The organism is Pseudomonas sp. BF-R-24 (assembly GCF_019947335.1).
Lineage (GTDB): Bacteria > Pseudomonadota > Gammaproteobacteria > Pseudomonadales > Pseudomonadaceae > Aquipseudomonas > Aquipseudomonas jessenii.
Genome location: NZ_JAGYGG010000037.1, coordinates 32,777 through 57,896, shown reverse-complemented (window position 1 = coordinate 57,896; position 25,120 = coordinate 32,777). Strand labels below are relative to the sequence as shown.

The window sequence follows — 25,120 nt, the reverse complement described above, 5'->3', positions numbered from 1 at the left end:
TTCTCGCGGAGTAACTTGTGATGCTGATAATCTGTTGACTAGCAGTCTGACCCCACAAGCACCCACACGAATTGCTTGATTCAGTTGTTAAAGAGCGGTTGGTTAAGATCTTTCGTCTCAACCGAGGTGCGCATCTTACAGCGCATCTTTTCAATTTGCAACCTTAAAAGTTTCTGATTTTTCAACAAAATCAACTACTTAAACCAAGAGCCACATCAAACTGCTCGTTAGCGGGAGGCGAATAGTACAGCATTAAAATCCGAGGTCAACCCCCCCACCTGAAAATTCTTCTTCCTTGCCAAAGCACCCGGGCCGCCACCATGAGAACCTCCAGCATCTATATAAAGCACTGGGGCAGCAACGAACCCAAACCACATCACCTGGACATATAGATACAACAATGGTGAGAAAGCCCTACGGCAAATGGATACCCAGGGGATCCCAAGAGCATGACGGGCATCACGTCAAAAATGCCGGGACACGAAATGCCCTCCCCGACCAATACGACAGAAACGAAAAAGCCCCTGAAATGTTTAACCACTTCAGGGGCTTCGTCTTGTTCAATAATGGCGGAGAGATAGGGATTCGAACCCTAGGTACCGGTGAAGGTACAACGGATTTCGAATCCGTCCCATTCGGCCACTCTGGCATCTCTCCAACGGCGCGCATCATAACAACACTTTCGCAGGAAGCGAACCCCCTAAGCGAAATATTTCTGTGCTATCAGATGCTTGCGTCGGTTAAAGCGGTACGCCCAGGCGATTGGCGACTTCTTCATAGGCTTCGATGACGTCACCGAGGCCTTGACGGAAGCGGTCCTTGTCCATTTTCTTGCCGGTGGCCTTGTCCCACAGACGGCAGCCGTCCGGGCTGAATTCGTCGCCCAGCACGATGGAGCCATCGTGGAACACGCCGAACTCCAGCTTGAAGTCGACCAGCAGCAGGCCCGCGTCGTCGAACAGTTTGCTCAGGACTTCGTTGACCTTGAGCGACAGCTCTTTCATGCGCACCAGTTGCTCGGCGGTGCCCCAACCAAAGGCCACGACGTGGGATTCGTTGATGAACGGGTCGCCCTTGGCGTCGTCCTTCAGGAACAGTTCGAAGGTGTAAGGGTTGAGCTTCATGCCCTCTTCGACACCCAGACGCTTGACCAGGCTGCCGGCGGCGTAGTTACGCACGACGCATTCGACCGGGATCATGTCGAGTTTCTTCACCAGGCATTCGTTGTCGCCCAGCAATTTGTCGAATTGGGTCGGCACGCCGGCCGCTTCGAGCTTCTGCATGATGAAGGCGTTGAACTTGTTGTTCACCATGCCTTTGCGGTCGAGCTGCTCGATGCGCTTGCCGTCGAACGCCGAGGTGTCGTTACGAAACAGCAGGATCAAGCGGTTAGCGTCGTCGGTCTTGTAAACCGACTTGGCTTTGCCGCGGTAGAGTTCTTCACGTTTTTCCATGATGGGCTCCGCTTGCTAAGTAGATGGGCTAGGCGATATGTCGCCAGTCGAGCCCTGAATCTTGATCGGCCAGTTGCAGCCAGTCCGGGTCGCACCCAAGGGTGTCGACAAAACATTGCCGGGCCAGCCGCGGCAGGTTGTTCTTGCTGCTCAGATGGGCCAGGACCAGGTGTTGCAGGTCTTTCCAGCCCAGCTCGGCCACCAGGAATGCCGCCTGGTGGTTATTCAAATGCCCGAGTTCACCGCCTACCCGCTGCTTGAGAAAGTACGGGTAATGACCGCGAGCCAGCATGTCACGACAGTGATTGGACTCGATCATCAACGCATCGAGATCCCGATAGCCGTCCAGCACTTTGTCACAATACGAGCCCAGGTCGGTCAACAGGCCGAAGCGCCGTAAACCGTCACTGAAAACATATTGCGTCGGTTCTTGTGCATCGTGGGCCACGGCAATGACACCGATGCTCAAGTCGCCGATTTGCAGTTGATCGCCGCCGGCCAGAAAGCCTGCGGGCTCAATAGGTTTGCGCATCCCGCGCAAGGTCCCGCGACTGAGGTAGACAGGCAGATTGTAGCGCCGAGACAGCAAACCCACGCCATGCACGTGGTCGGCATGTTCGTGGGTCACGAGTATCGCGCTCAGCTGCGCAGGGTTCACACCCAGGCGCAGCAGGCGTTTTTCGGTTTCCCGCAGGGAAAAACCACAATCCACCAATACGTACGTATCAGCGCTGGCTATCAGCGTGCCGTTCCCTTGACTACCGCTGCCGAGAACGGCAAAACGCATAAGATCAGCCCAGGTTGTCCTGAATCTTGCTCAACACTTTACGCGCCACATCGGCCGGCGCCACGGTGTTGATGTTTTTCTCTACGGTGACCTGGACGTTCTCGCCAACCTTGCTCAGGCGAACCTGATAACGCTCGGCGCGGGCCTCAAGCTCTTCCTTGCTCGGCGCGCTGCCGAACAGGCTGCTGAAGAAGCCTGGCTTGTCGTCTTTGCTCTCGGCTTTTTCGGCCAGGTTGATGTAGTACAGGCCCAGGCTGCGGTTGATGTCTTCAACACGCCATTCGCCTTGTTCCAGCGCACGACCGACGCTCGACCAGGCACGATCCAGGTCGGTACCGACGTTCAGCACAGGGTTGCCGCTGCCGTCTTCACTCAGGCTGACACGACTTGGCGCGTCGAAATCGCGCGAAGCCAGCATGGAAACCGAACCGCCCTTCTCGGAGATACGGCTCATGCTCGCAAGCATGTCGTCGACCAGTGCCGCGTCCAGGCCAGTGTTGACCGAACGGTTGGTGAAGGCCACGTCGGCGGTGCTGCCGGCGGGACGCTCGGCGCTGACCACATAAACTTCACTGGTATTGCGCTGCACGCCCGGCTCGATGCGCACCCGCACGCGGGTTTCGCTGTCCGTGCTGACGCCGGCAGCGCTCAGGCGCTTGGCCATGGCCGCAGACAGTTCATCGGAATGCTGCCAGGTCGTGGTGAATTCACCGGTTTGCGGACGCTGTTCATCCAGACGGAAACCGTTGTCCTGGAAGAACTGAACGGCCACGGGCCAGACTTCAGCCGGCGGATTCTGCGCCAGGATGGAGCTGGAGCCGCCGCTCTTCTGCAGAGAGTAGGCACCGGCGTCAGCACCCGCGGTCAGCGGCTGCGGCCGAGGAACGATGTATTCGCCCTTGGCGGTGTCATCGGCCACGTTGCGCGGGATCGGCAACAGCGGATCCAGACGCTTGGCGGTACGGACATCCGGTGGCATTTGCATCGGTGCAGTCTGTTGCGCTTCCAGGTAATCGCTACCACGGTCACGGAAATAACCTTCCGGGCCCCAGATCCATCCACAGCCACTGGTGCTGGAGATAATCAAGGCAAGTGCGGAAAGTCCGGCCATTCGCTTCATGCGTTGTACTTCCTCAATTAAACCAGGACGCCGCACTGGCGCAGGGCCGTGCGCAGCGTTTCGTGACAAGGTGCGCTCAGCCAGGTCAACGGCAGGCGGATGCCTTCGTGCATCAGGCCCATTTCAACCAAAGCCCACTTCACCGGAATCGGGTTGGCTTCGATGAACAGGTCCTTGTGCAGCGGCATCAGTTTTTCGTTGATTGCCCGTGCAGTCTCGGCATCCCCCTTGAGGGCGGCCTCGCACAGATCGGCCATTTCACGCGGTGCGACGTTGGCGGTAACGGAGATGTTGCCCTTGCCGCCCATCAGGATCAGCTCGACCGCGGTCGGATCATCGCCGGACAGGACGATGAAGTCCTTGCTTACGCCGTCGAGGATGGCCTTGGCGCGCTTGAGGTCGCCAGTCGCTTCCTTGATACCGATGATGTTCGGCACGGTGGACAGGCGGATCACGGTTTCGGCCTGCATGTCGCAGGAGGTGCGGCCGGGAACGTTATAGAGAATCTGCGGGATGTCGACCGATTCGGCGATGTGCTTGAAGTGCAGGTAAAGGCCTTCCTGGGTCGGCTTGTTGTAGTACGGCACTACCAGCAGGCAGGCATCGGCGCCGGCTTCTTTGGCATTACGGGTCAATTCGACGGCTTCGCGGGTCGAATTGGCGCCGGTACCGGCAATCACCGGAATACGACCGTTGACCTGCTTGACCACGGCACGGATGACTTCGATGTGCTCGTTGACGTCGAGGGTTGCCGACTCGCCGGTGGTGCCGACGGCGACAATGGCATGGGTGCCGTTTTCAAGGTGGAAGTCCACGAGTTTGCTGAGGCTGTCCCAGTCAAGACGCCCCTGTGCATCCATGGGTGTGACCAGTGCCACCATACTGCCCGCAATCATGAAACCGCTCCTGCCGGAAAAAGAGAGCCGTAATGGTACTGGCGCCAAGATGCTTGCACAAGCGAAGTACTGTGCTGCCGCCATTCCCCTTGGCGCCGGTTTTCGCTACCCTTCAGACTTTGATCGGTACAGACAAGCTCGCGCGTCGGGTTTCAGCCTCCATTTACGGCATCACAAGCCCTGATCCAGCGTTGCCGCCTCTCGCTCCCGCCCTGCCGGAGCACGTCGCGACCTGCCGCTTGGGGTTTACTGAATTCGCATCCGCAGGCTCGCTCCCGGCAAAACGCCCTCTGGACGTACCGACCGCTCATCGCTTTAGGAATGCTGCATGTCCACCCCCACAGTTCGCGAACAATTCCTTGTTATCAGTGCCCTCGGCGCCAACCCCATGGAGCTGACCAACGTCCTGTGCCGCGCCAGCCATGAAAACCGCTGCGCCGTTGTCACCTCTCGCCTGACCCGCCATGGCGAATGCAGTGCCCTGGTGCTGGAAATCTCCGGTAGCTGGGATGCCCTGGCACGCCTGGAAGGCAGCCTGCCGGTATTGGCCAAGCGGCATGCGTTCACGGTCAACGTGGTGCGCAGCGCGGCCCTGGAAAACCGCCCTCAGGCCCTGCCGTACGTCGCTTATGTCAGCTCGGCCTACCGCTCGGACATCATCAACGAGCTGTGCCAGTTCTTCATGGACCACAATGTCGAGCTGGAAAACCTGACCTGCGACACTTATCAGGCTCCGCAGACCGGCGGCACCATGCTCAACGCCACGTTTACCGTGACCTTGCCGGCCGGCGTGCAAATCAGCTGGCTGCGCGATCAGTTCCTGGATTTTGCCGACGCGCTGAACCTCGATGCCCTGATCGAACCCTGGCGCCCACAGAACCCAATGTAAGGAAGCTTTCATGGCCGTTGCCATCGACCAACCGGTTGCCGATTTCCAAGCCCCCGCCACCAGCGGGCAAACCGTCAGCCTCGCCGGCCTGAAAGGCAAGCAGGTAGTGATCTACTTCTACCCCAAGGACAGCACCCCGGGCTGCACGACCGAGGGGCAGGGCTTTCGTGATCAATACGCTGCGTTCAAGGCCGCCAATACCGAAGTGTTCGGCGTGTCTCGCGACAGCCTCAAATCCCACGAGAACTTCAAGTGCAAACAGGAATTCCCCTTTGAGCTGATCAGCGACAAGGACGAAGCCATCTGCCAACTGTTCGACGTGATCAAGCTGAAAAAGCTCTACGGCAAGGAATACATGGGCGTGGATCGCAGCACGTTCCTGATCGACGCCAACGGCGTGCTGCGCCAGGAATGGCGCGGCGTGAAGGTGCCGGGGCATGTTGATGCGGTTCTGGCGGCTGCCCAGGCCTTGAATAAAGCCTGACTTCCGGGCGTTCTTTCGGACGCCATCGCGAGCAGGCTCGCTCCCACATTGGTTTTGTGTTCAACCCCGTGGGAGCGAGCCTGCTCGCGAAGAGGCCATCAGCCTCACTGAACAATCAAACCCGCCCCTTAAAGCAGCGGCGCCACCTCCGGCTCCTTGCGCGGCCAGGCATCCAGCACGGCCTTGAACAGCGTCGCCAGGGGAATCGCGAAGAACACCCCCCAGAACCCCCACAACCCGCCAAACAACAGCACTGCGCAGATGATTGCCACCGGGTGCAGGTTGACCGCCTCCGAGAACAACAATGGCACCAGCACGTTGCCATCCAGCGTCTGAATGATCCCGTAGACCGCCATCAAGTATATGAACTGATCGCTCCAGCCCCACTGGAACAGCGCAATCAGAAACACGGGCACGGTCACCACCACGGCGCCGACATAAGGCACCACCACCGAAATCCCCACCAGCAGTGCCAGCAGCGCCGCGTAATTGAGTTCCAGGACAACAAAGGCGATGTAGGTCACGCCACCGCAAATGAAGATTTCGATGACCTTGCCGCGAATGTAATTGGCGATCTGCCGGTTCATTTCATGGGCGACCCGGGTGATCAATGCCCGCTCACGGGGCAGGTAACCGCGCACCCACTGGCCGATCATGGCCCGATCCTTGAGGAAGAAAAACACCAGGATCGGCACCAGCACCAGATAGATCATGATGTTCACCAGCAATGGCAGGCTCGACAGCGAGAACGTCAGTGCCCACTGACCAAACTTGCCGATTTCGCCCCGCGCCGCTTCGATGGCCTGCAGTACCTGCTCATCGGACACCAGATGCGGATAGCGTTCGGGCAGCAGCAGCAACAGCGACTGCCACTTGGCGAGCATGCCGGGCAACTCGTTGAACAACGTGATCAGTTGATGCCAGAGCAATGGCACGACAACCACGATAAACACCAGCAACAGCCCCATGAACAATGCAAAGACCAACCCCACCGCGACCCCGCCCGGCACCCGCAGGCGCTCGAGGGTCACCACCAGCCCCTGCATCAGGTACGCCAGCACCATCCCGGCGAGCACCGGCGCCAGCATACCGCCCAGGGTCAGCACGGCGGTGAACGCCAGAAACAGCAGGACAGCCAGCACCACCGCTTCTTCATCGGAGAAATAGCGCTGAATCCAGTCGCGCAACACTTTGAACATCAATAATCCTTAGGAGTAAACGCAGCCGAATTCAGGCTTTTTTCAACCAGTAGCGGTAAACACCCGCCTCATCTTCTTCACGAAGCAGGGTATGACCGGCCAATCGGGCAAAGGTGCGAAAGTCGCGTTGCGAACCCGCATCGGTGGCGATGACCTTGAGCACCGCGCCACTGGCCAGCCGGTTGAGCTCCATCTTGGCCTTGAGCAACGGCAACGGGCAATTCAGGCCGCTGGCGTCCAGTTCAACGTCATGCTCTACAGCGTCGGTCATTGCATCACTCCGGGTCAGGTGGTTGTGTTGCCTAGAATATCTGGTCGCAACGCCGGTGTCCGGCTACAGTAAGGTCTTTGTCGACTAAGGCTTTGTGCATGACTTTTTTGCGCCCCACCCTGCTGACGCTCGCTTGCCTGCTCGCCTCACCGGGCTTTGCCGACGACCTGCCGTCACTCGGCGACGCCAGTTCTGCCATTGTCTCGCCGCAACAGGAATACCAGCTCGGCCGCGCCTGGCTGGCAATGTTGCGCAGCCAGGTTTCGCAACTCAACGATCCGCAGCTCAAGAATTACGTGGAATCCAGCGTTTACCGACTGGTCGAGACCAGCCAGGTCACTGACCGACGCCTGGAATTCATCCTGATCAACAGCCCGCAGCTCAACGCCTTTGCAGCGCCGGGCGGGATCGTCGGGGTGAACGGAGGTTTGTTCCTCAACGCCCAGACCGAGGGCGAATACGCTTCGGTACTGGCGCACGAATTGGCTCACTTGTCGCAGCGCCACTTTGCCCGGGGCGTCGAAGCGCAGCAACGCATGCAAGTACCGATGATGGCTGCATTGCTGGCGGGTATCGTGCTGGCAGCCGCCGGTGGCGGTGACGCCGGGATCGCGGCCATTGCCGGCACACAGGCCGCAGCCATCCAGGAACAGCGGCGATTCTCCCGCCAGAACGAGCAGGAAGCCGACCGTATCGGCATCCTCAATCTGGAAAAGGCCGGTTACGATCCCCGCTCGATGCCAACCATGTTCGAACGACTGGGGCGTCAGTACCGCTACGATGCCAAGCCACCGGAATTTCTGCTGACCCACCCGGTCACCGAATCGCGTATCGCCGACACCCGCAACCGCGCCGAACAGTTTCCAAAGGGCGGTATCGAAGACAGCATGCGCTACCAACTGATCCGCGCACGCGTACAGCTGATCTATGAAGAAACCCCGGGGCTTGGCGCCAAGCGCTTCCGCGCCCAGCTCGACGAGAACCCGAAAAACGACGTGGCACGCTACGGCCTGGCGATCGCCCAGATCAAGGGCGGCCAACTGAACGAAGCACGGGAAAACCTCAAGCAGTTGCTGGCCAAGTCACCCAACGAAATCATCTACAACCTGGCTCAGGTCGATCTGGATATCACCAATAATCGCCTGGCGGATGCCCAGTCCCGGGTTGACCGGTTGATGGGCCAATACTCTGGCAACTACCCGCTGAACCAGATTCGCGTCGACCTGCTGCTCAAGCAAAACCGTACTGCGGATGCGGAGAAAGCCCTCGAAAGCCTGCTCAAATCCCGCCCGGATGACCCGGACGTGTGGTATCAGGTTGCCGAAACGCGCGGCCTGTCGGGCAATATCATCGGCCTGCATCAGGCTCGCGCCGAATACTTTGCGCTGGTCGGGGACTACAAACAGGCCATTCAGCAACTGGACTTCGCCAAGCGCAGGGCTGGCAGCAACTTCCCGCTGTCTTCGCGGATCGACGCGCGGCAACGCGAGCTGATGGAACAAGAGCGCATGATCAAGGACATGATGGGCTGACACCCCGACGACAAAAGGTCCGGACACAAAAAAACCGCCTCTTTCGAGCCGGTTTTTTATGCAACCAACAACCGGGTTATTCAGCCAGCTTGAAGGTGATGAAGCTCGCACGCCCCTGACGCAGTACCCGCATCGACACCGAACGGTTCTTTGGCAGCGCCTTGGCGATGTCCGCGAACTCCTTGGTGGAACCGATGGCCTGGTTGTTCAGATGGGTGATCACATCACCCGGCTGCAAGCCGATCATGGCAGCAGGGCCGTCCTGTACTTCCTTGATCAGCACACCACCCTTGAGGTCGTAGGTTTTCTTCTGCTCGTCAGTCAGCTCGACCACGGAAACACCCAGGCGATTGCTGCTGCGCTCGATGCTGGATTTTGGCAGCGCATCCAGCTCCTTGCCTTCTTCCGGAATCGCGCCGACCGTCAATTCGACATTCTTGCGCTTGCCGTCACGAATCACTTCCAGATCGGCCTTGTTGCCAGCCTTCAACGCGCCAACCAGATGCGGCAGGTCGGCCGACATGACGATTGGCTGACCGTTCATGCTCAGGATCACGTCGCCAACTTGCAGACCGCCCTTGGCAGCCGGACCATCGTCCTGGATTTGGGCAACCAGCGCACCGGCCGGCTTCTCCAGGCCGAACGACTCGGCCAGGTCCTTGCTCACTTCCTGAATCACGACGCCCAGCCAGCCACGGCTGACCTTGCCACCGGATTTCAGCTGATTGGAAACATCCATGGCCACGTCGATCGGGATTGCAAACGACACGCCCATGAAGCCACCGGAGCGGGTATAGATCTGCGAGTTGATCCCGACCACCTCACCGTTGAGGTTGAACAGCGGACCACCGGAGTTACCCGGGTTGATCGGCACGTCGGTCTGGATGAACGGCACATAGTTTTCGTTCGGCAGGCTGCGACCGACGGCGCTGACGATGCCTTGGGTCACCGTGTGGTCAAAGCCGAATGGCGAACCAATCGCGACAACCCATTGGCCAGCCTTCAGGTCCTGGGATTTACCAAGCTTGAGCACTGGCAGATCCTTGCCTTCGATTTTCAGCAGCGCCACGTCGGAACGTGGATCGGTACCGATCAGCTTGGCTTTCATTTCGCTGCGATCGGCCAGGCGGACGAGGATTTCGTCAGCATCGGCGATCACGTGATTATTGGTCAGGATATAGCCATCGGAAGAGATGATGAAACCCGAACCCAGGGAGGTTGCCTCGCGCTGACGGTCACGAGGTGAGCGCGATTGTGGCGGCATGCCCCGTTCGAAGAATTCGCGCAGCATCGGTGGCAAGCCTTCGAGGTCGGGCATCTGCTGGTTGACTTTGCGATCCGGCAGCTTTTGCGTGGTACTGATGTTTACGACCGCAGGCGAGGCCTGTTCGACCAGTTGCGTAAAATCAGGCAATTCGACCGCTTGGGCGGTGACCGCCTGACCGAGCACCAGCACGGTGGCAATAATGGAAAGGTAGGACTTCAAGCGTGGTATCGACATACGGCTCCCGTTACGACGAGCATGGTTAAGCGATATGGAGCAAGGAACACCGGGAACAATACGCCGGTATTTTTGTTCCGGGAACAACAAACAAGGCCAGAGCCGAGGGGCTCTGACCTATAAAAAATTTACGGGATTTTTGCAAACTGAAATGCTCACGAAACATTTCAAATTCAGCTCACTGCTTGGTTGCAGCGGCGTCGGTGCGCATTGAAAGCGCTATCCGTTCAGCAGTACCGACCGGTATCTCGCCAACGACAGTCACCATCATGTCGCCCTGTGCCGTGGCCAAGCGCCGGGAAACCGCAACGGTCGGTCCCAACTGAGTACGGGTGTCGGTGACTGTTGCGCCATTCAACGGCTCGAGGAATACCGAAAAGCGCGTCAGGCCATCGTCATACATCAGGCTATTGACCTGGGTCTTGGTCTGCGGATCCTTGCGAGCGGTGCTGCTGGTCAGCTCGAAGCCGGGCGGCAACCAGTCGGAACGCCAGACCTGGGCAGCCTTGACGGCAGAGGCCTTGTCACTTTCGAGATTGACTGGCTTGCAATCATTACTGGCCTGCAGGTCTTGTTCGGAAGGGACGTCAGCGGTATCCATTTGCGTGAACTGGAAGCGCTCCAACAACCGCCCCTTGTCGTCCAGTAGCAAGGACTTCAGAGGCAGGCCGGTCTCCTTGTCCAGATGCAGTTCAAAACCGTAGCGGTGCTGATCACGGGGTGTCAGCGATACGATCACCGCCGAACGCCCGGCGACACGCGACTTGCCGATGACGGCCAGGTCATACCAATTCTTGAGCTTTTGAGGATCGAGTGCACGGGCGGCGGAGTTCGGGGAGTCCCCAAGCCCTGCTATCAGTGTGCCGCTGACGCATTGGGTTTGCCCATCAATGCGAACGACTTCCTGAGCGGAACCGTCGAGCTGGATCAAACGCTCGCGGACCTTTCCATCCTGGACGCGGTGCCAGATGTTATGGGTAGAAAAACTACCGTTACGCTCGTAGACGAAAGTACCCTGAAAGCTTTGCTGTTGCTCTGCCTGGCCCAGGCGGGTCAACCAGTCCTGGGCTTCACCGGCTTGGGCTGGAACGATGAACCAGCCGCTGAGCAGAAGCGAAAGTAGAGGTATGGCGCGCATGATCCTCCTTAACGGTTTTCCAGACTTGCGGCACGAGCGTAAGGCAGAGCGCTCTCAGTGCCTTTCAATGCAGCCTGTTGTGCGTGTTGGCGCAAGTAACCTGGCAGACGCTGATCGTGCCAGCCTGGCTGACCTTGCAGTACGCCGTTGGCCATTGGGCCAGTAGCATCCGAACTCTCATTGTAGCCTGCCAAAACGGCTGGGCCTTTTACTTGTGGAGCAGCCAGTCCGGGTTGAGCGGATTGCTGGGCCAGTTCGACACCGGCGATCTCATCCTGGTTGTACAGACGCACACCGGCCAGCACCGCCAGGGTCACCGAGGCAGCGACCGCCAGACGACCCAGGCTGCGCCATGGACCACGGGAAGCTTTTGCCGGTACGGCTTCGTCAGCCAGGGCAGCAGAAACAGCCGCGGCGATGTCCAGGCGTGGAAGCAGCAGATCCTTGTGCATCACTGCCCGAGCGATCTGATAACGAGCCCAGGTTTCACGGGTTTCAACATCGTCACAGGCATTCAATACCCGACGCAATTCCAATTCGTCCGCTTCGTTATCCATCACTGCGGACAGCGATTCCTGCAGGGCTTCACGACTCATGGCGTTCCTCTCTTGGCTGTCGCCGCTGTCTTTAGTTTTCCTGCAACAACGGCTGCAGGGCTTTGTCGATGGCCTCCCGGGCGCGGAAAATCCGGGAGCGCACGGTGCCTACCGGACATTGCATGACACTCGCAATGTCCTCGTAACTCAGACCATCAAACTCACGTAAAGTTAAAGCCGTACGCAAATCTTCCGGCAGTTGCTGAATGGTTCGATGGACGGTGCCTTCGATCTCATCCCGCAGCAAAGCCCGTTCTGGCGACTCGAGATCCTTGAGGCCATGATCGCCATCGTAGAACTCTGCATCCTCGGAACTGACATCGCTATCCGGCGGCCGACGGCCGCGTGAAACCAGATAGTTTTTCGCCGTGTTGATGGCGATGCGGTAAAGCCACGTATAAAACGCGCTGTCTCCGCGAAAATTTCCAAGTGCACGGTATGCCTTGATAAAGGCTTCTTGTGCCACATCCTGGGCTTCATGGGTGTCGTGCACGAAACGCACGATCAACCCGAGAATTTTGTGCTGGTATTTCAGCACTAGCAGATCGAAAGCACGCTTGTCGCCGCGCTGAACGCGTTCGACCAGTTGCTGATCCTCTTCCTGGGTTAGCATGAACACTCCTCGATGAGCTCGGAGGAGGCTTGCAGAAGTAAACCACCAGACTTGCAAACATAGACTCGGGCTTTTCGCAAAAGTTCTCCCCCTCCAGGCAAGTTTCCTGCGGGCTCTGATTTGGCACGCACGAAAAGCGCAGCACGAGTTGACCCGGCTGCGCGGATAATCTTGTCATCGGATTCTTCAGCAAGGATCGAACTGCAATCCGGCACTGAAGCCGACACTGTCCCTTGTTTCAGGCAACCGTCTATTGATCTTGGCCCTTTGGCAAAAGTTCCAATTATTTATAGCCGTACCAACCCGACATTGTGCAACCGTGAAGGGAAAAAGACTGTTAAATCGGCGATACAGTCATTCTCGCGCCCAACGGGCAGAAAAACATCCGACGAAGCGACCGATGTTTTGCGTCACGGTAGTTTCACAATGCCATGCTAGCTCGGGTATTGTGCCGCTCCCCCCCTCTATATACTAGTGGGCAGTGCGGCTGCATTGACTCGAAAGTCCAGCTGCACCACCCCCGACCCGGGTCGCTTTGAGCGGAATCCTGAAATGAGCCAACAGTTTCAACACGATGTTCTGGTAATTGGCAGCGGTGCTGCCGGCTTGAGCCTTGCGCTGACCTTGCCCGGTCATTTGCGCATTGCCGTTCTGAGCAAGGGCAACCTCGCCAATGGCTCGACTTTCTGGGCCCAGGGCGGCGTTGCGGCCGTGCTGGACGACACCGATACCGTTGAATCCCATGTCGATGACACCCTCAATGCCGGCGGCGGCTTGTGTCATGAGGACGCCGTGCGCTTTACCGTCGAGCACAGCAGGGAAGCGATTCAATGGCTGATCGACCAGGGCGTGCCCTTTACCCGCGATGAACAATCGAGTAACGAAGACGGCGGGTTCGAGTTCCACCTCACCCGCGAGGGCGGTCACAGCCATCGGCGCATCATCCACGCCGCCGATGCCACCGGCGCTGCCATTTTCACCACCCTGCTCGACCAGGCCCGGAAACGACCGAACATCGAACTGCTGGAGCAGCGGGTTGCGGTTGACCTTATTACCGAGAAACGCCTGGGACTCGAAGGTGATCGCTGCCTCGGCGCCTATGTGCTCAATCGCGGCACCGGCGAAGTCGACACCTACGGCGCCCGCTTTGTGATCCTCGCCTCCGGTGGTGCGGCCAAGGTTTACCTCTACACCAGTAACCCTGACGGCGCCTGCGGCGATGGCATCGCCATGGCCTGGCGCTCGGGCTGCCGGGTGGCGAATCTGGAATTCAACCAGTTCCACCCTACTTGCCTGTATCACCCGCAAGCCAAGAGTTTCCTGGTCACCGAAGCCCTGCGAGGCGAAGGTGCCCACCTGAAGCTGCCCAACGGCGAGCGCTTCATGCAGCGCTTCGATCCACGGGCCGAGTTGGCCCCACGAGACATCGTCGCCCGGGCCATCGACCATGAAATGAAGCGCCTGGGCATCGACTGCGTCTATCTGGACATCAGCCACAAACCCGAAGCCTTCATCAAGACGCACTTCCCGACGGTGTACGAACGCTGCCTGGAATTTTCCATCGACATCACCAAACAACCGATCCCGGTGGTCCCGGCGGCGCACTACACCTGCGGCGGCGTGATGGTCGATCAACAGGGTCGCACCGATGTGCCGGGGCTGTATGCCATCGGCGAAACCAGTTTCACCGGCCTGCACGGCGCCAACCGCATGGCCAGCAACTCGCTGCTGGAATGTTTCGTCTATGCCCGCTCGGCGGCCGCGGACATTCTCGAACAGTTGCCCCGGGTTCCGATGCCAACGCCCCTTCCCGCCTGGGATGCGAGCCAGGTCACCGATTCCGATGAAGACGTGATCATTGCGCACAACTGGGATGAGCTGCGGCGATTCATGTGGGACTACGTTGGCATCGTGCGCACCAACAAGCGTCTGCAACGGGCGCAACATCGCGTGCAGCTGTTGCTGGATGAGATCGACGAGTTCTACAGCAACTACAAGGTCAGCCGGGACTTGATCGAGCTGCGCAACCTGGCCCAGGTTGCCGAACTGATGATTCTGTCAGCCATGGAACGCAAGGAAAGCCGTGGCCTGCATTACACCCTCGACTACCCGGACATGTTGCCGGTCGCGCTGGACACTATTCTGGTACCGCCCACCTACGTCGGCTGAATTTGAGCCGCACCCGCAGGCGTCGGTGCACATCCGCCGCCTGCGCATCCCGGGGTACGCAAATGGCCCTGACCCGGCGCTCGCCCCGTAATCGAAAACGCAGTACCACCACCAACGGCAGCGCCAGGCTGTCCGGACTTAGTTGCACGGGCTGCCAGCCCTTGGCACGACTCCACAACTGCCAGCCATCGGCATCGCGCCGCAAGCCGCAAAATGCCTGCGGGTGCGTCAGCAGGATCTGCCGGGGCAACAGCCAGGCTCCGTGAGCCACGCACAGCACGACGCCGAGCAAGCTGGCCCAGACCGGAATCGACAGTAAAAACAACGAACCCAACGCGAACAGCTGGGCCAGAAGATATGCCGCCAGCAACTGCCGTGAGGCATGCCAGCGGCATTCGAACCCATTACTTGGGCTGGACACGATCCAGGATCATGCGAACCATGCGTTGCAGCTCAGGATCTTCCGATTCGCTGCGTTCCATGAACCAGCCGAACATGTCCTGATCTTCGCATTCGAGCAACCTGACATAGCAGGCGCGATCAACCTCGTTGAGGTGCCGATAAACCTCTTTCACAAACGGCACCAGCAACACATCAAGCTCAAGCATGCCGCGGCGGCTGTGCCAGTAGAGGCGGTTCAGTTCAACATCTTCGACCATGGAGCGCTCCTCAAATAGGCCGCAAGTATACAGGCCCGCGCCCCGTCGAACAGTCGGCTTTGGTCGGCCACCGTCGAGCCTTTGTTAACTACCCATTTCGAAGGCGGCCCCTTATGATGTCCATCAGACTTTTTACCCTGCGATGACCCATGGCCGATTCTGCTTTTTTCTGCACCCTTTCTCATGAAGGTGTTCTCGCGGTCCGCGGCGCGGACGCCAGCAAATTCCTGCAAGGCCAACTGACCTGCAACCTCAACTACCTGAGCGATTCCCGGGCCAGCCTTGGTGCCCGCTGCACGCAAAAAGGCCGGATGCAATCGAGTTTCCGCATCCTGCTCGAAGGTGACGGCGTGGTCCTGGCCATGGCGACCGAATTGCTCGAACCGCAACTGGCGGACCTGAAAAAATACGCGGTGTTTTCCAAGTCGAAACTGACCGACGAAAGTGCCGCCTGGGTCCGCTTCGGCGTTGACCATGGCGACGCCGCACTGGTCAGCCTCGGCCTGGACCTGCCGGCAGAAACCGACAGCGTCGTGCGCAACGATGGGCTGATCGCCATCCGCGTCTCGCCTGAACGTGCCGAACTGTGGGTTGCCGCCGGTCAAGCCGATGCGGTCAAAGGCAAGCTTTCGGCTGTGCTGAGCGAAGGCGATCTGAATCAATGGCTGCTGGGCCAGGTCCGCGCCGGGATCGGCCAGGTCATGCCCGGCACCCGCGAGCTGTTCATCCCCCAGATGCTCAACCTGCAAGCGGTCGGTGGCGTGAGTTTCAAGAAAGGTTGCTACACCGGGCAGGAAATCGTCGCGCGGATGCAGTACCTGGGCAAACTCAAGCGCCGCCTGTATCGCCTGCAACTGGCTGCCGGCGAACTGCCTGAACCGGGTACCCCGCTGTTTTCCCCGACCCACGGCAGCGCCATCGGCGAAGTGGTGCTGGCGGCCCGCGCCGGACAGAACATTGAACTCCTGGCTGTGTTGCAAGCCGAAGCAGCAGAAAGTGGAGACATCCACCTGGGCGCGCTCGAAGGGCCGTCCTTGCAGCTGCTCGACCTGCCTTATGAACTGGACCGCGACCGCGAAATCCAGCAATAACGGCAGTACTTGGCGCGACACCTAGAGAGACTAAATGAGCAAGCTGGCGGAAAAGGTCCAACAGGATTTGGTTGAGGCCATCAATAACGATGACCTGGTTCTGCCAACGTTACCGGAAGTGGCCCTGCAGATTCGCAAGGCCGCGGAAAACCCGGAAGTCAGCGTCAGTACCCTGAGCAAAGTGATCGGCCGTGATACCGCGCTGTCGGCACGCCTGATCAAAGTGGTCAACAGCCCACTGTTGCGCGCAACCCAGGAAGTGACTGATCTGCATACCGCGATCACCCGCCTGGGCATCAACTACAGCTGTAACCTGGCGATCGGCCTGGTCATGGAGCAGATTTTCCATGCCCGCTCCGACGTGGTGGAACAGAAGATGCGCGATGTCTGGCGTAAAAGCCTGGAAATTGCCGGCGTCAGCTACGCCTTGTGCCGCAGTTGCACCCGACTAAAGCCCGATCAGGCGGCCCTTGGCGGCCTGGTGCACCAGATCGGCGTGCTGCCGATCCTGACCTACGCCGAAGATCACTACGAGCTGCTGTCCGACCCGGTCAGTCTCAACCATGTGATCGACCGGATTCATCCGCTAATCGGCGAAAAACTGCTCAGGGTCTGGGAATTTCCCGACATGCTGGTGCAAGTGCCGCGGCTATACCTGAACTTCAAGCGCCAGTCTGCGCAGGTCGACTATGTGGATCTGGTACAGGTGGCCAGCCTGTATTGCCTGCAGGACACCGATCACCCGCTCGCCAGTACCGATGCGTTGAACGTACCGGCCTACAAGGCACTTGGAATCGATTTTGACGACAAGGCGATGTGCGCCGATCTGGAAGAAACACGCACGATGTTTTACTGATCAAAGACCGCGTTGCCCCCTTCGCGAGCAAGCCCGCTCCCACATTGAACCGAGTCGCCGCTGATCCAATGTGGGAGCGGGCTTGCTCGCGAAGGGGCCTGAACAGACGCTGCATCAATCCCCCGCAACAAAACTCACCCGCACCTTCAACCCCGCCCGCTCGCCATCGTGCAGGCTGATCTGGGCCAGATGCGCGCGGCAGATCTCACCGACAATCGCCAACCCCAATCCGGAACCGGCCACTTGCTGATTGCGGCGATAAAAGCGCTCGAATACCCGATCGCGTTCTTCAAGAGGTATGCCGGGGCCATCATCTTCGACTTCCAGCACGGCGGGCGCCGAGACCCGCAGAATCACGTTGCCACCCGGCGGCGTGTGGGCCAGTGCGTTATCCACCAGATTGCTCAGCAGCTCGTTCAATAACGTCGGCTCACCCCGCAGCCAGACCGGCTCATCCGCCTCCAGCGCCAGCGCGATACCACGCTTGTGGGCCAACGGCGCCATGGCCATGCCCAGCTCCCGTGCCAACTGACTCAGGTCGAGTAACTGCGCGCCGCCCTCGGCAATTGCCCGGGCGCCATTTTCGACCCGCGCCAGGGAAAGCAACTGATTGGCCAGATGAGTCAATCGATCAGTGCCCTGGGCGGCGGTCTCCAGCGTGCTGCGCCAGATATCGGGCTCGGCCGAGCGCAGGCCCAGCTCCAGGCGCGCCTTGAGTGCCGCCAGCGGCGTGCGCAGTTCGTGGGCGGCATCGGCGATGAATTGCGCCTGTTTCTCGAACTGACCACGCAAGCGCTCGGTAAAGTGATTGAGTGCGCGCACCAGCGGCCACAATTCGCGCTGCACTTCCACCAAAGGCAAGGGGCGCAGATCGTCCGGCTGGCGCTCTTCCACCGCCGTGCGCAAGCGCTCCAGCGGGCGCAACGCAGCACTCACCGCGAACCACACCAGCATCAACGCACCGATTGCCAGCATGCCCAGGCGCAGCAAAGTATCCGCCGCCAGACTGCGGGCCATGCTGACGCGCGCCTCATCGGTTTCCGCCACGCGAATTTCCGCCATGCCATTCATGTTCGGCTCGCTCACGGGCTTGAGCAGGCTCACCACGCGCACGTTCTGCCCGCGGTACTGGGCGTTGTAGAAACGTGCGAGCGCCGGATAGTCATCGGTGCGCGGCGTTCCCGGCGGTGGCGCGGGCAGGTTTTCGTAACCGGAAATCAGCTTCTGATTGATGTCGTTGACCAGGTAGAAAATTCGCCCGGCACTGTCGTAGGCAAAGGTATCGAGGGCCACATAGGGCACGTCGGCACTCAGGGTGCCGTCGCGCTGAGAGACGCCGGCAGCGATGGTTCGCGCCGACGCCAGCAGGGTCCGGTCATAGGCCGTGTCGGCGGCTTCACGACCGTTCCAGTAGGCGCTCAAACCACTGGCCAGCATCAACACAACCAGCAACAGCGCCAGGTTCCACAGCAACCGCCAGCGCAGGCTGCTGGGCTTATGCATCGCGGCTTTCCAGCAAGTAACCGAGGCCGCGGAAAGTCACGATGGCAACCGGCTGGCCGTCGAGCTTCTTGCGCAGGCGGTGCACGTAGATTTCGATCGCATCGGGGCTGGCCTCTTCATCGAGACCGAACACTTGCGACGCCAGTTGCTCCTTGCTCATCACCCGACCGGGGCGCGCGATCAGGGCTTCGAGCACGGCCTGTTCGCGGGAGGTCAGGGTCAGCAACTCTTCACCGAGGGTGAAGCGCCGGGTTTCCAGGTCATAGGCCAGCACACCACAACGCTGAATGCGTTCACCGCCCAGCACACTGCGGCGCAACAAGGCTTTGACCCGGGCTTCGAGCTCCGTCAGCTCGAACGGCTTGGCCAGGTAGTCGTCGGCGCCCAGGTTCAGGCCGTGGACCCGATCCTTGACGTCGCTGCGGGCGGTCAGCATCAACACCGGCAGGTTCTTGCCCCGCGCCCGCAAACGCGCCAGCACTTCAAAACCATCCATGCGCGGCAAGCCGACGTCGAGGATCGCCATGGCGTATTCCTCGCTGCCCAGCGCCAGGTCGGCTGCCACGCCATCGTGCAGAACGTCCACGGTCAGCCCGGTGCTCTTGAGCGCCTGGGCGACACTTTCGGCGAGCTGCAAATGGTCTTCGACGAGCAGAACACGCATGGATCTTTACCTCATTCCGGGATGGTCAACGCCATTCTCTGGCGCGAAGTTTACAGCCGCAACCGCCGCTGTGAAGCCCGAAAACCGTGAAAGTCAGCTGAAAGGTTAGCGAAAGGTTAGCCCGTTACAGTCCAGCCACGGACAGTTTCGACTGCCGTCGCTGCAGCCACACAGCGATACGAAAAACGCCTCGAAGCGTTTTCGACAAATAAGAACAATAAACGGAGTAAGTCATCCATGCAGTCCCTGCAGACCCAGGCTATCGCGCCTGCCCGCCTCTCCCGTTTCAGCCACACTGCGCTTGCCAGCGCTGCCGCCCTTGCCGGCTTTTCGCCGTTGAGCCAGGCCGCATTCTTCGAAGACAGCTCGGCCACTTTCGAAACCCGCAACATGTACTTCAATCGCGACTTTCGCGACGGCACCAGCGCCCAACAGTCCAAGCGTGACGAGTGGGCCCAGGGGTTCATGCTCAATCTGAAATCAGGCTACACCGACGGCACCGTGGGGTTCGGTGTCGATGCGCTGGGCATGATGGGGGTCAAGCTCGATTCGAGCCCGGACCGTACCGGTACCGGCCTGCTGCCGACCGACGATGGGCGCGCCGTCGACGAATACTCCAAGCTCGGCCTGACCGGCAAAATGAAAATCTCCGCCAGCGAGCTGAAAGTCGGCACCCTGATCCCGGAACTGCCGATCCTCAAGCCCAATGACGGGCGCATCCTGCCGCAGACCTTCGAGGGCGGCATGCTGACCTCCAAAGAGCTCAAGAACCTGACTTTCACCGGCGGGCGTCTGGATAAAGCCAAGGACCGCGACAGCACCGATTTCGAGGACATAGCCCTCAACAACAAGAACGGCCGTTTCGCTGGCACCGTGGCCGGCAAGCACTTTGATTTTGGCGGCCTGGACTACAAGCTCACCGACAAGATCACCGGCAGCTACCACTTCGCGCAACTCGATGAAGTCTACAACCAGCATTTCCTCGGTTTGATCGCTTCGCAGCCATTTGGCCCCGGCACTTTTGGCACCGACCTGCGGTTTGCCATCAGTGATGACCAGGGCGAGGCCCGCGGCGGCAAGATCGACAACAAGTCCCTCAACGGCCTGGTGAGTTACGCCTTGAGCGGCCACAAGTTCAGCGCGGGCTACCAGCACATGTCCGGCGACAGCGCATTCCCGTATGTGGATGGCGCCGACCCGTACCTGGTGAACTTCGTGCAGATCAACGACTTTGCCGGCGCCGAAGAACGCTCCTGGCAAGCGCGTTATGACTTCGACTTCGTCACCCTCGGCGTCCCCGGTCTGACCTTCATGAGCCGTTACGTGAGCGGTGACAACATCAAGCTCAAGAACGGTGACGAAGGCAAAGAGTGGGAACGCAACTCCGAGATTAAATATGTTGTACAAAGCGGCGCGCTCAAGGATGTCGCCGTGCGCCTGCGCAATGCCACCTACCGCTCCAACTACTCTGCTCGCGATGCCGATGAAGTGCGTCTGCTGGTGAGCTATAGCGTTGCCCTTTGGTAATTCAGTGCGTCCATAACAACAACTCCCAAGGAGACTTGAATGAACCTGTCAATGCGTAAAATTGCCCTCGCGGCCAGCGTACTGCTGTTTACCGGCCATGCGCTTGCCGAACCCAAACGCCCGGAATGCATCGCCCCGGCCTCGCCCGGCGGTGGTTTCGACCTGACCTGCAAACTGGCGCAAAGCGCGCTGATCAACGAAAAACTGCTGACCAAACCGATGCGCGTGACCTACATGCCCGGCGGCGTTGGCGCAGTGGCCTACAACGCAGTGGTCGCCCAACGTCCGGCCGATGCCGGCACCCTGGTGGCCTGGTCCAGTGGTTCGCTGCTGAACCTGGCCCAGGGCAAGTTCGGTCGTTTCGATGAAAGCCACGTGCGCTGGCTGGCTGCCGTTGGCACCAGCTATGGCGCCATCGCGGTGAAAAGCGATTCGCCCTACAAGACCCTCGACGATCTGGTCCAGGCACTGAAGAAAGATCCGAGCAAAGTGGTGATCGGCTCCGGCGGCACCGTCGGCAGCCAGGACTGGATGCAAACCGCGCTGATCGCCAAGGCCGCCGGGATCAACCCCCGTGACCTGCGTTACGTTGCCCTCGAAGGTGGCGGCGAGATTGCTACCGCCCTGCTTGGCGGCCACATCCAGGTCGGCAGCACCGACATCTCCGACTCCATGCCGCACATCCAGAGCGGCGACATGCGCCTGCTGGCGGTGTTCTCCGACAAGCGCCTGGACGAGCCGGAAATGAAGGACATTCCGACAGCCCGCGAGCAAGGCTACGACATCGTCTGGCCGGTGGTTCGCGGCTTCTACCTCGGGCCAAAAGTCAGCGATGAAGACTATGCCTGGTGGAAGGACTCCTTCGACAAGCTGCTGGCCTCCCCCGAGTTCGCCAAGCTGCGCGACCAGCGTGAACTGTTCCCGTTCGCCATGACCGGCCCGGAACTGGACACCTACGTGAAGAAGCAGGTTGCGGACTACAAAGTGCTGGCCAAAGAGTTCGGCCTGATCCAGTGATCGCCTCTGTCTAGCGGCCGCGGCTCCGTTTGGCGGAGTCGCGGCACAGGAGTTCCCCATGCTCTTACAACGCATTTTTGCTTCGGTGCTGTTGCTGGCCTGCCTCAGCCTGGTGGCGATGGCCTGGCCCTACCAGGCACCTTTTTCCTACGAACCGATCGGCCCGCGAGCCTTCCCCCTGCTGATGCTGGGACTGATGGGCCTGGCGCTGGTGTACATGGTGTATCGCCCTTCGCCGATCAAGCACACCGATGAAGAGCCACCGCTGGATCGCCAAACCCTGACCAAAATTGGTGTTTGCGTACTGTTGCTGCTGGTCTTCGCCGGGCTGTTCGAACCGCTGGGCTTCATTCTCAGCAGCATGCTGGTTGGCATACCGATGGCTCGCCTGTACGGCGGACGCTGGCTGCCGGGCGCGATAATCATCAGCCTGATGAGCGTCGGTCTGTACCTGCTGTTCGACAAAGTCATGGACGTGCCACTGCCTCTGGGCCTGCTCGACGTTCTGGAGAACTGATATGGATACGCTTGGTTATTTGAGTCACGGCTTCGGCGTCGCACTAACCCCTTACAACCTGGTGACCGCCCTCAGCGGCACGCTGATCGGCACCGTCGTCGGCCTGCTGCCGGGGCTGGGGCCGATCAACGGCGTGGCATTGCTGATCCCGATTGCGTTCGCACTGGGCCTGCCGCCGGAGTCGGCATTGATCCTGCTGGCGGCGGTGTATCTGGGTTGCGAATACGGCGGCCGGATCAGTTCGATCCTGCTGAACATTCCCGGCGAAGCCTCCACTGTGATGACGACCCTCGACGGCTACCCGATGGCCCGTCAAGGCCTGGCCGGTGTTGCCCTGTCGCTGTCGGCCTGGAGTTCGTTCATCGGCGCTTTCATTGCCACCTGCGGGATGGTGGTGTTCGCGCCGATACTGGCGAAATGGGCGATTGCCTTCGGCCCGGCGGAATACTTCGTGCTGATGGTGTTTGCGATTGTCTGTCTCGGCGGCATGGCCGGCGACCGCCCGCTCAAGACCTTCATCGCCGCGCTGATCGGGCTGTTTCTGTCGACGGTCGGCATTGATGCCAACAGCGGCGTGTACCGCTTCACCGGCGATAACATCCACCTCACCGACGGCATTCAATTCGTAGTGCTGGTGCTGGGCCTGTTCTCCATCAGTGAAATCCTGTTGCTGCTGGAAAAAACCCACCGTGGCCAGGAAGCCTTCCAGGCGACCGGGCGCATGCTGTTCAACTTCAAGGAAGCCGCTTCGGTGTTCTGGGTGAACATGCGTTGTGGCGTGCTCGGCTTCATCATGGGCGTACTGCCGGGTGCCGGAGCGACGCTGGCCAGTGCGGTGGCCTACATGACCGAGAAACGCATTGCCGGCCCAAGCGGCAAATTCGGCCAGGGCGACAAACGCGGTCTTGCGGCCCCGGAAACCGCCATCGGTGCCGAAGCCTGCGGCGCGTTGGTGCCGATGCTGACCCTCGGTGTTCCCGGCTCGGGCACCACGGCGGTGATGATCGGTGCGCTGTCGCTGTACAACATCACGCCCGGCCCCCTGCTGTTCCAACAGCAACCGGACATCGTCTGGGGCCTGATTGCGTCATTGTTTATCGCCAACATCATGCTGGTGATCCTCAATATCCCGATGATCCGCATCTTCACCAAAATCCTCGCCGTACCGAACTGGGCGCTGGTGCCGATGATTGCGATCATCACCGCTATCGGCGTGTACGCGGTGCATGCCACCACCTTCGACCTCTTCCTGATGATCGGTATCGGCATCTTCGGCTACATCCTGCGCAAGCTCGACTTCCCGCTGTCGCCGGTCCTACTGGGTTTCATCCTTGGCGGCTTGATGGAGCAGAACCTGCGTCGGGCGCTGTCGATCTCCAACGGTTCGCTGGACATCCTCTGGTCGAGCGGCATCACCGTCGGTGTCTGGGGGTTGATCGTGGTCATGCTGCTGGTGCCGATTGTGCGCATCTGGCGTAAACGCTCAGTGGCGCAACGCGTTGTCGCCGATGTCTGATCGGTCCCCCTTCAAACTCTGGTGGGGAACCCCGCTGGTCGGCCTGCTTGGCGGTTATCTCGCCAGCCAGGTCGGCTGGCCTTTGCCGTGGATGGTCGGCTCGTTGCTGGCGATCATCCTCGTGCGCTGCCTGACACCCTGGCAATTGGCCGAAATCCCTGGCGGACGCAAGTGCGGCCAGTGGATCGTCGGTATCGGCATCGGTCTGCACTTCACCCCGGTGGTGATGGAGCAGGTGCTGAGTCATTTCGGTTTGATTTTCTTTGGTGCGTTGGTCACCAGCCTGTCCGCCGTGGTCGGCGTGTGGCTGATGCGCCGTACCGGAGAAGATCGCGCCACGGCGTTCTTTTCCAGCATGCCCGGCGGTTCCGGGGAGATGGTCAACCTCGGCGCCCGCAATGGGGCGGTACTCAGCCGTGTGGCGGCGGGGCAGAGTTTGCGGGTGTTGGTCGTGGTGCTGTGCGTACCGGCAGCCTTCAAGTATTTGTTGGGGGACGGTGCGCCGACTTTCCACGCTGGCAGCATCGATTGGCGCTGGCTGGCGGTGTTGTTTCCCGCTGGCGCGTTGGCGGCCTGGATCTGGGAGCGCCTGCGTCAACCCAACCCCTGGCTGTTCGGGCCGTTGCTGGTCAGTGCGGCCGTCAGCATCGGCTGGGACCTGCACATCGGCTTGCCCGACGGCGGTAGCCAGATTGGCCAATGGTTGATCGGCAGCGGTCTGGGCTGTCACTTCAACCGGCAGTTTTTCCGGCGTGCGCCGTCGTTCATGGGGCGCACCCTGATCGGCACGGTGTTGACCATGCTGATCGCCACGGCGGCGGCATTGGGTTTGAGTGCGCTGACCCATCTGGATCTGCGTTCACTGACCTTGGGCATGATGCCCGGCGGGATTGCCGAGATGAGCCTGACAGCGGAAACCCTGCAACTGTCGGTGCCGCTGGTGACGGCGATGCAGGTGATGCGGCTGTTGTTTGTGTTGTTTCTGGCGGAGCCGTTGTTCAAGTACTGGAACCGGGGTCCGGATTCAGTCTGATAGACCGAGTTGCCTTCATCGCGAGCAAGCTCGCTCCCACAGGGTTCGCGTGATCCTTGTGGGAGCGAGCTTGCTCGCGATGGGGCCC

Annotated in this window: 25 protein-coding genes and 1 tRNA gene; 11 read left to right on the top strand and 15 right to left on the bottom strand. The window is 60.0% G+C overall.

Annotated features, from left to right (window positions below):
* Positions 1-567: 567 nt before the first annotated feature.
* The 5 genes from KGA98_RS23430 to dapA all read right to left on the bottom strand — a co-directional run bounded on the left by KGA98_RS23430 (position 568) and on the right by dapA (position 4,257).
* Positions 568-657: transfer RNA gene (locus KGA98_RS23430), tRNA-Ser, on the bottom strand.
* Positions 658-740: 83 nt separating this feature from the next.
* On the bottom strand, positions 741-1,454 hold the full coding sequence (purC, locus tag KGA98_RS23425; RefSeq protein ID WP_007944067.1) for a phosphoribosylaminoimidazolesuccinocarboxamide synthase: 714 nt from the start codon (positions 1,452-1,454) through the stop codon (positions 741-743).
* Between the two features lie 28 nt (positions 1,455-1,482).
* The gene (locus KGA98_RS23420; RefSeq protein ID WP_057716015.1) at positions 1,483-2,241 is read right to left on the bottom strand and encodes an MBL fold metallo-hydrolase; all 759 of its coding nucleotides are present in this window, start codon (positions 2,239-2,241) and stop codon (positions 1,483-1,485) included.
* Between the two features lie 4 nt (positions 2,242-2,245).
* On the bottom strand, positions 2,246-3,361 hold the full coding sequence (gene bamC, locus KGA98_RS23415) for an outer membrane protein assembly factor BamC (protein ID WP_057716016.1): 1,116 nt from the start codon (positions 3,359-3,361) through the stop codon (positions 2,246-2,248).
* A gap of 17 nt (positions 3,362-3,378) precedes the next feature.
* Positions 3,379-4,257: a 4-hydroxy-tetrahydrodipicolinate synthase gene (dapA, locus tag KGA98_RS23410; RefSeq protein WP_057716017.1), complete on the bottom strand. Its 879-nt coding sequence runs from the start codon at positions 4,255-4,257 to the stop codon at positions 3,379-3,381.
* Between the two features lie 328 nt (positions 4,258-4,585).
* Here dapA and KGA98_RS23405 point away from each other — a divergent pair, with 328 nt between their 5' ends.
* Together KGA98_RS23405 and KGA98_RS23400 are read left to right on the top strand one after the other, a co-directional pair.
* Positions 4,586-5,146, top strand: coding sequence for a glycine cleavage system protein R (locus KGA98_RS23405; protein ID WP_007979776.1), 561 nt, complete (start codon positions 4,586-4,588; stop codon positions 5,144-5,146).
* A 10-nt stretch (positions 5,147-5,156) separates the two neighbouring features.
* A complete protein-coding gene (locus KGA98_RS23400; RefSeq protein WP_057716018.1) occupies positions 5,157-5,630 on the top strand; it encodes a peroxiredoxin in 474 nt (157 codons plus the stop codon).
* A 128-nt stretch (positions 5,631-5,758) separates the two neighbouring features.
* On the opposite strand, the gene KGA98_RS23395 is transcribed toward KGA98_RS23400, so the two are convergent.
* Positions 5,759-6,829: an AI-2E family transporter gene (locus tag KGA98_RS23395; protein ID WP_057716019.1), complete on the bottom strand. Its 1,071-nt coding sequence runs from the start codon at positions 6,827-6,829 to the stop codon at positions 5,759-5,761.
* 31 nt (positions 6,830-6,860) lie between these two features.
* Positions 6,861-7,100: a sulfurtransferase TusA family protein gene (locus KGA98_RS23390; RefSeq protein WP_007979782.1), complete on the bottom strand. Its 240-nt coding sequence runs from the start codon at positions 7,098-7,100 to the stop codon at positions 6,861-6,863.
* Positions 7,101-7,198: 98 nt separating this feature from the next.
* Between KGA98_RS23390 and KGA98_RS23385 the strand changes: the two genes are divergently transcribed.
* Entirely contained in the window at positions 7,199-8,632 is a 1,434-nt protein-coding gene (locus tag KGA98_RS23385) for a M48 family metalloprotease (protein ID WP_057716020.1), read from the top strand.
* A 76-nt stretch (positions 8,633-8,708) separates the two neighbouring features.
* Here the strand turns inward: KGA98_RS23385 and KGA98_RS23380 are convergent, their stop codons facing one another.
* The 4 genes from KGA98_RS23380 to rpoE form a co-directional block, all read right to left on the bottom strand.
* Positions 8,709-10,133 carry a DegQ family serine endoprotease gene (locus KGA98_RS23380; protein ID WP_090453675.1) on the bottom strand — a complete coding sequence of 475 codons (1,425 nt, stop codon included), beginning with the start codon at positions 10,131-10,133 and terminating at the stop codon, positions 8,709-8,711.
* 178 nt (positions 10,134-10,311) lie between these two features.
* A complete protein-coding gene (locus KGA98_RS23375) occupies positions 10,312-11,271 on the bottom strand; it encodes a MucB/RseB C-terminal domain-containing protein (protein ID WP_057716022.1) in 960 nt (319 codons plus the stop codon).
* 8 nt (positions 11,272-11,279) lie between these two features.
* Positions 11,280-11,867: a sigma-E factor negative regulatory protein gene (locus KGA98_RS23370; RefSeq protein WP_057716023.1), complete on the bottom strand. Its 588-nt coding sequence runs from the start codon at positions 11,865-11,867 to the stop codon at positions 11,280-11,282.
* 31 nt (positions 11,868-11,898) lie between these two features.
* Positions 11,899-12,480 (bottom strand): RNA polymerase sigma factor RpoE, encoded by a 582-nt coding sequence (gene rpoE / locus KGA98_RS23365; protein WP_003172477.1) that lies wholly within the window; start codon positions 12,478-12,480, stop codon positions 11,899-11,901.
* A gap of 552 nt (positions 12,481-13,032) precedes the next feature.
* Between rpoE and nadB the strand changes: the two genes are divergently transcribed.
* A complete protein-coding gene (gene nadB, locus KGA98_RS23360; RefSeq protein WP_057716024.1) occupies positions 13,033-14,649 on the top strand; it encodes an L-aspartate oxidase in 1,617 nt (538 codons plus the stop codon).
* Here nadB and KGA98_RS23355 read toward each other — a convergent pair.
* Positions 14,618-15,070 (bottom strand): protein YgfX, encoded by a 453-nt coding sequence (locus KGA98_RS23355; RefSeq protein ID WP_223504050.1) that lies wholly within the window; start codon positions 15,068-15,070, stop codon positions 14,618-14,620. The genes nadB and KGA98_RS23355 overlap by 32 nt on opposite strands.
* Entirely contained in the window at positions 15,054-15,308 is a 255-nt protein-coding gene (locus KGA98_RS23350; RefSeq protein ID WP_057716026.1) for a succinate dehydrogenase assembly factor 2, read from the bottom strand. Before KGA98_RS23350 ends, KGA98_RS23355 begins: the two co-directional genes overlap by 17 nt.
* A gap of 149 nt (positions 15,309-15,457) precedes the next feature.
* Between KGA98_RS23350 and KGA98_RS23345 the strand changes: the two genes are divergently transcribed.
* Together KGA98_RS23345 and KGA98_RS23340 are read left to right on the top strand one after the other, a co-directional pair.
* On the top strand, positions 15,458-16,399 hold the full coding sequence (locus KGA98_RS23345) for a YgfZ/GcvT domain-containing protein (RefSeq protein WP_223504048.1): 942 nt from the start codon (positions 15,458-15,460) through the stop codon (positions 16,397-16,399).
* Positions 16,400-16,433: 34 nt separating this feature from the next.
* Positions 16,434-17,255 carry an HDOD domain-containing protein gene (locus KGA98_RS23340; protein WP_057716028.1) on the top strand — a complete coding sequence of 274 codons (822 nt, stop codon included), beginning with the start codon at positions 16,434-16,436 and terminating at the stop codon, positions 17,253-17,255.
* A 114-nt stretch (positions 17,256-17,369) separates the two neighbouring features.
* Here the strand turns inward: KGA98_RS23340 and KGA98_RS23335 are convergent, their stop codons facing one another.
* Entirely contained in the window at positions 17,370-18,758 is a 1,389-nt protein-coding gene (locus tag KGA98_RS23335; RefSeq protein ID WP_223504045.1) for a sensor histidine kinase, read from the bottom strand.
* Entirely contained in the window at positions 18,751-19,422 is a 672-nt protein-coding gene (locus KGA98_RS23330) for a response regulator (RefSeq protein ID WP_007979804.1), read from the bottom strand. Before KGA98_RS23330 ends, KGA98_RS23335 begins: the two co-directional genes overlap by 8 nt.
* A 237-nt stretch (positions 19,423-19,659) precedes the next feature.
* Between KGA98_RS23330 and KGA98_RS23325 the strand changes: the two genes are divergently transcribed.
* From KGA98_RS23325 to KGA98_RS23305, 5 genes are read left to right on the top strand one after another with little or no spacing between them, the layout of a single operon-like run.
* Positions 19,660-20,949, top strand: a complete 1,290-nt coding sequence (locus tag KGA98_RS23325; RefSeq protein ID WP_102672046.1) for an OprD family porin — start codon at positions 19,660-19,662, stop codon at positions 20,947-20,949.
* Positions 20,950-20,988: 39 nt separating this feature from the next.
* On the top strand, positions 20,989-21,966 hold the full coding sequence (locus KGA98_RS23320; protein WP_090453661.1) for a Bug family tripartite tricarboxylate transporter substrate binding protein: 978 nt from the start codon (positions 20,989-20,991) through the stop codon (positions 21,964-21,966).
* Between the two features lie 58 nt (positions 21,967-22,024).
* Positions 22,025-22,483, top strand: coding sequence for a tripartite tricarboxylate transporter TctB family protein (locus tag KGA98_RS23315; protein ID WP_090453659.1), 459 nt, complete (start codon positions 22,025-22,027; stop codon positions 22,481-22,483).
* 1 nt (position 22,484) lies between these two features.
* On the top strand, positions 22,485-23,999 hold the full coding sequence (locus tag KGA98_RS23310) for a tripartite tricarboxylate transporter permease (protein ID WP_057716033.1): 1,515 nt from the start codon (positions 22,485-22,487) through the stop codon (positions 23,997-23,999).
* Positions 23,992-25,032 (top strand): AbrB family transcriptional regulator, encoded by a 1,041-nt coding sequence (locus KGA98_RS23305; protein WP_154861750.1) that lies wholly within the window; start codon positions 23,992-23,994, stop codon positions 25,030-25,032. Before KGA98_RS23310 ends, KGA98_RS23305 begins: the two co-directional genes overlap by 8 nt.
* The last annotated feature ends 88 nt before the right edge of the window (positions 25,033-25,120 follow it).

What these genes read in the sequence shown, in the direction of transcription:
- KGA98_RS23305 (WP_154861750.1), top strand. Translation starts at nt 23,992, where the DNA reads ATGTCTGATCGGTCCCCCTTCAAACTCTGGTGGGGAACCCCGCTGGTC.
- KGA98_RS23325 (WP_102672046.1), top strand. Translation starts at nt 19,660, where the DNA reads ATGCAGTCCCTGCAGACCCAGGCTATCGCGCCTGCCCGCCTCTCCCGT.
- KGA98_RS23395 (WP_057716019.1), bottom strand. Translation starts at nt 6,829, where the DNA reads ATGTTCAAAGTGTTGCGCGACTGGATTCAGCGCTATTTCTCCGATGAA.
- rpoE (WP_003172477.1), bottom strand. Translation starts at nt 12,480, where the DNA reads ATGCTAACCCAGGAAGAGGATCAGCAACTGGTCGAACGCGTTCAGCGC.
- KGA98_RS23400 (WP_057716018.1), top strand. Translation starts at nt 5,157, where the DNA reads ATGGCCGTTGCCATCGACCAACCGGTTGCCGATTTCCAAGCCCCCGCC.
- bamC (WP_057716016.1), bottom strand. Translation starts at nt 3,361, where the DNA reads ATGAAGCGAATGGCCGGACTTTCCGCACTTGCCTTGATTATCTCCAGC.
- KGA98_RS23390 (WP_007979782.1), bottom strand. Translation starts at nt 7,100, where the DNA reads ATGACCGACGCTGTAGAGCATGACGTTGAACTGGACGCCAGCGGCCTG.
- KGA98_RS23370 (WP_057716023.1), bottom strand. Translation starts at nt 11,867, where the DNA reads ATGAGTCGTGAAGCCCTGCAGGAATCGCTGTCCGCAGTGATGGATAAC.
- KGA98_RS23345 (WP_223504048.1), top strand. Translation starts at nt 15,458, where the DNA reads ATGGCCGATTCTGCTTTTTTCTGCACCCTTTCTCATGAAGGTGTTCTC.
- KGA98_RS23380 (WP_090453675.1), bottom strand. Translation starts at nt 10,133, where the DNA reads ATGTCGATACCACGCTTGAAGTCCTACCTTTCCATTATTGCCACCGTG.
- KGA98_RS23405 (WP_007979776.1), top strand. Translation starts at nt 4,586, where the DNA reads ATGTCCACCCCCACAGTTCGCGAACAATTCCTTGTTATCAGTGCCCTC.
- KGA98_RS23340 (WP_057716028.1), top strand. Translation starts at nt 16,434, where the DNA reads ATGAGCAAGCTGGCGGAAAAGGTCCAACAGGATTTGGTTGAGGCCATC.
- KGA98_RS23375 (WP_057716022.1), bottom strand. Translation starts at nt 11,271, where the DNA reads ATGCGCGCCATACCTCTACTTTCGCTTCTGCTCAGCGGCTGGTTCATC.
- KGA98_RS23330 (WP_007979804.1), bottom strand. Translation starts at nt 19,422, where the DNA reads ATGCGTGTTCTGCTCGTCGAAGACCATTTGCAGCTCGCCGAAAGTGTC.
- KGA98_RS23350 (WP_057716026.1), bottom strand. Translation starts at nt 15,308, where the DNA reads ATGGTCGAAGATGTTGAACTGAACCGCCTCTACTGGCACAGCCGCCGC.
- purC (WP_007944067.1), bottom strand. Translation starts at nt 1,454, where the DNA reads ATGGAAAAACGTGAAGAACTCTACCGCGGCAAAGCCAAGTCGGTTTAC.
- KGA98_RS23315 (WP_090453659.1), top strand. Translation starts at nt 22,025, where the DNA reads ATGCTCTTACAACGCATTTTTGCTTCGGTGCTGTTGCTGGCCTGCCTC.
- KGA98_RS23335 (WP_223504045.1), bottom strand. Translation starts at nt 18,758, where the DNA reads ATGCATAAGCCCAGCAGCCTGCGCTGGCGGTTGCTGTGGAACCTGGCG.
- KGA98_RS23320 (WP_090453661.1), top strand. Translation starts at nt 20,989, where the DNA reads ATGAACCTGTCAATGCGTAAAATTGCCCTCGCGGCCAGCGTACTGCTG.
- KGA98_RS23310 (WP_057716033.1), top strand. Translation starts at nt 22,485, where the DNA reads ATGGATACGCTTGGTTATTTGAGTCACGGCTTCGGCGTCGCACTAACC.
- dapA (WP_057716017.1), bottom strand. Translation starts at nt 4,257, where the DNA reads ATGATTGCGGGCAGTATGGTGGCACTGGTCACACCCATGGATGCACAG.
- nadB (WP_057716024.1), top strand. Translation starts at nt 13,033, where the DNA reads ATGAGCCAACAGTTTCAACACGATGTTCTGGTAATTGGCAGCGGTGCT.
- KGA98_RS23385 (WP_057716020.1), top strand. Translation starts at nt 7,199, where the DNA reads ATGACTTTTTTGCGCCCCACCCTGCTGACGCTCGCTTGCCTGCTCGCC.
- KGA98_RS23420 (WP_057716015.1), bottom strand. Translation starts at nt 2,241, where the DNA reads ATGCGTTTTGCCGTTCTCGGCAGCGGTAGTCAAGGGAACGGCACGCTG.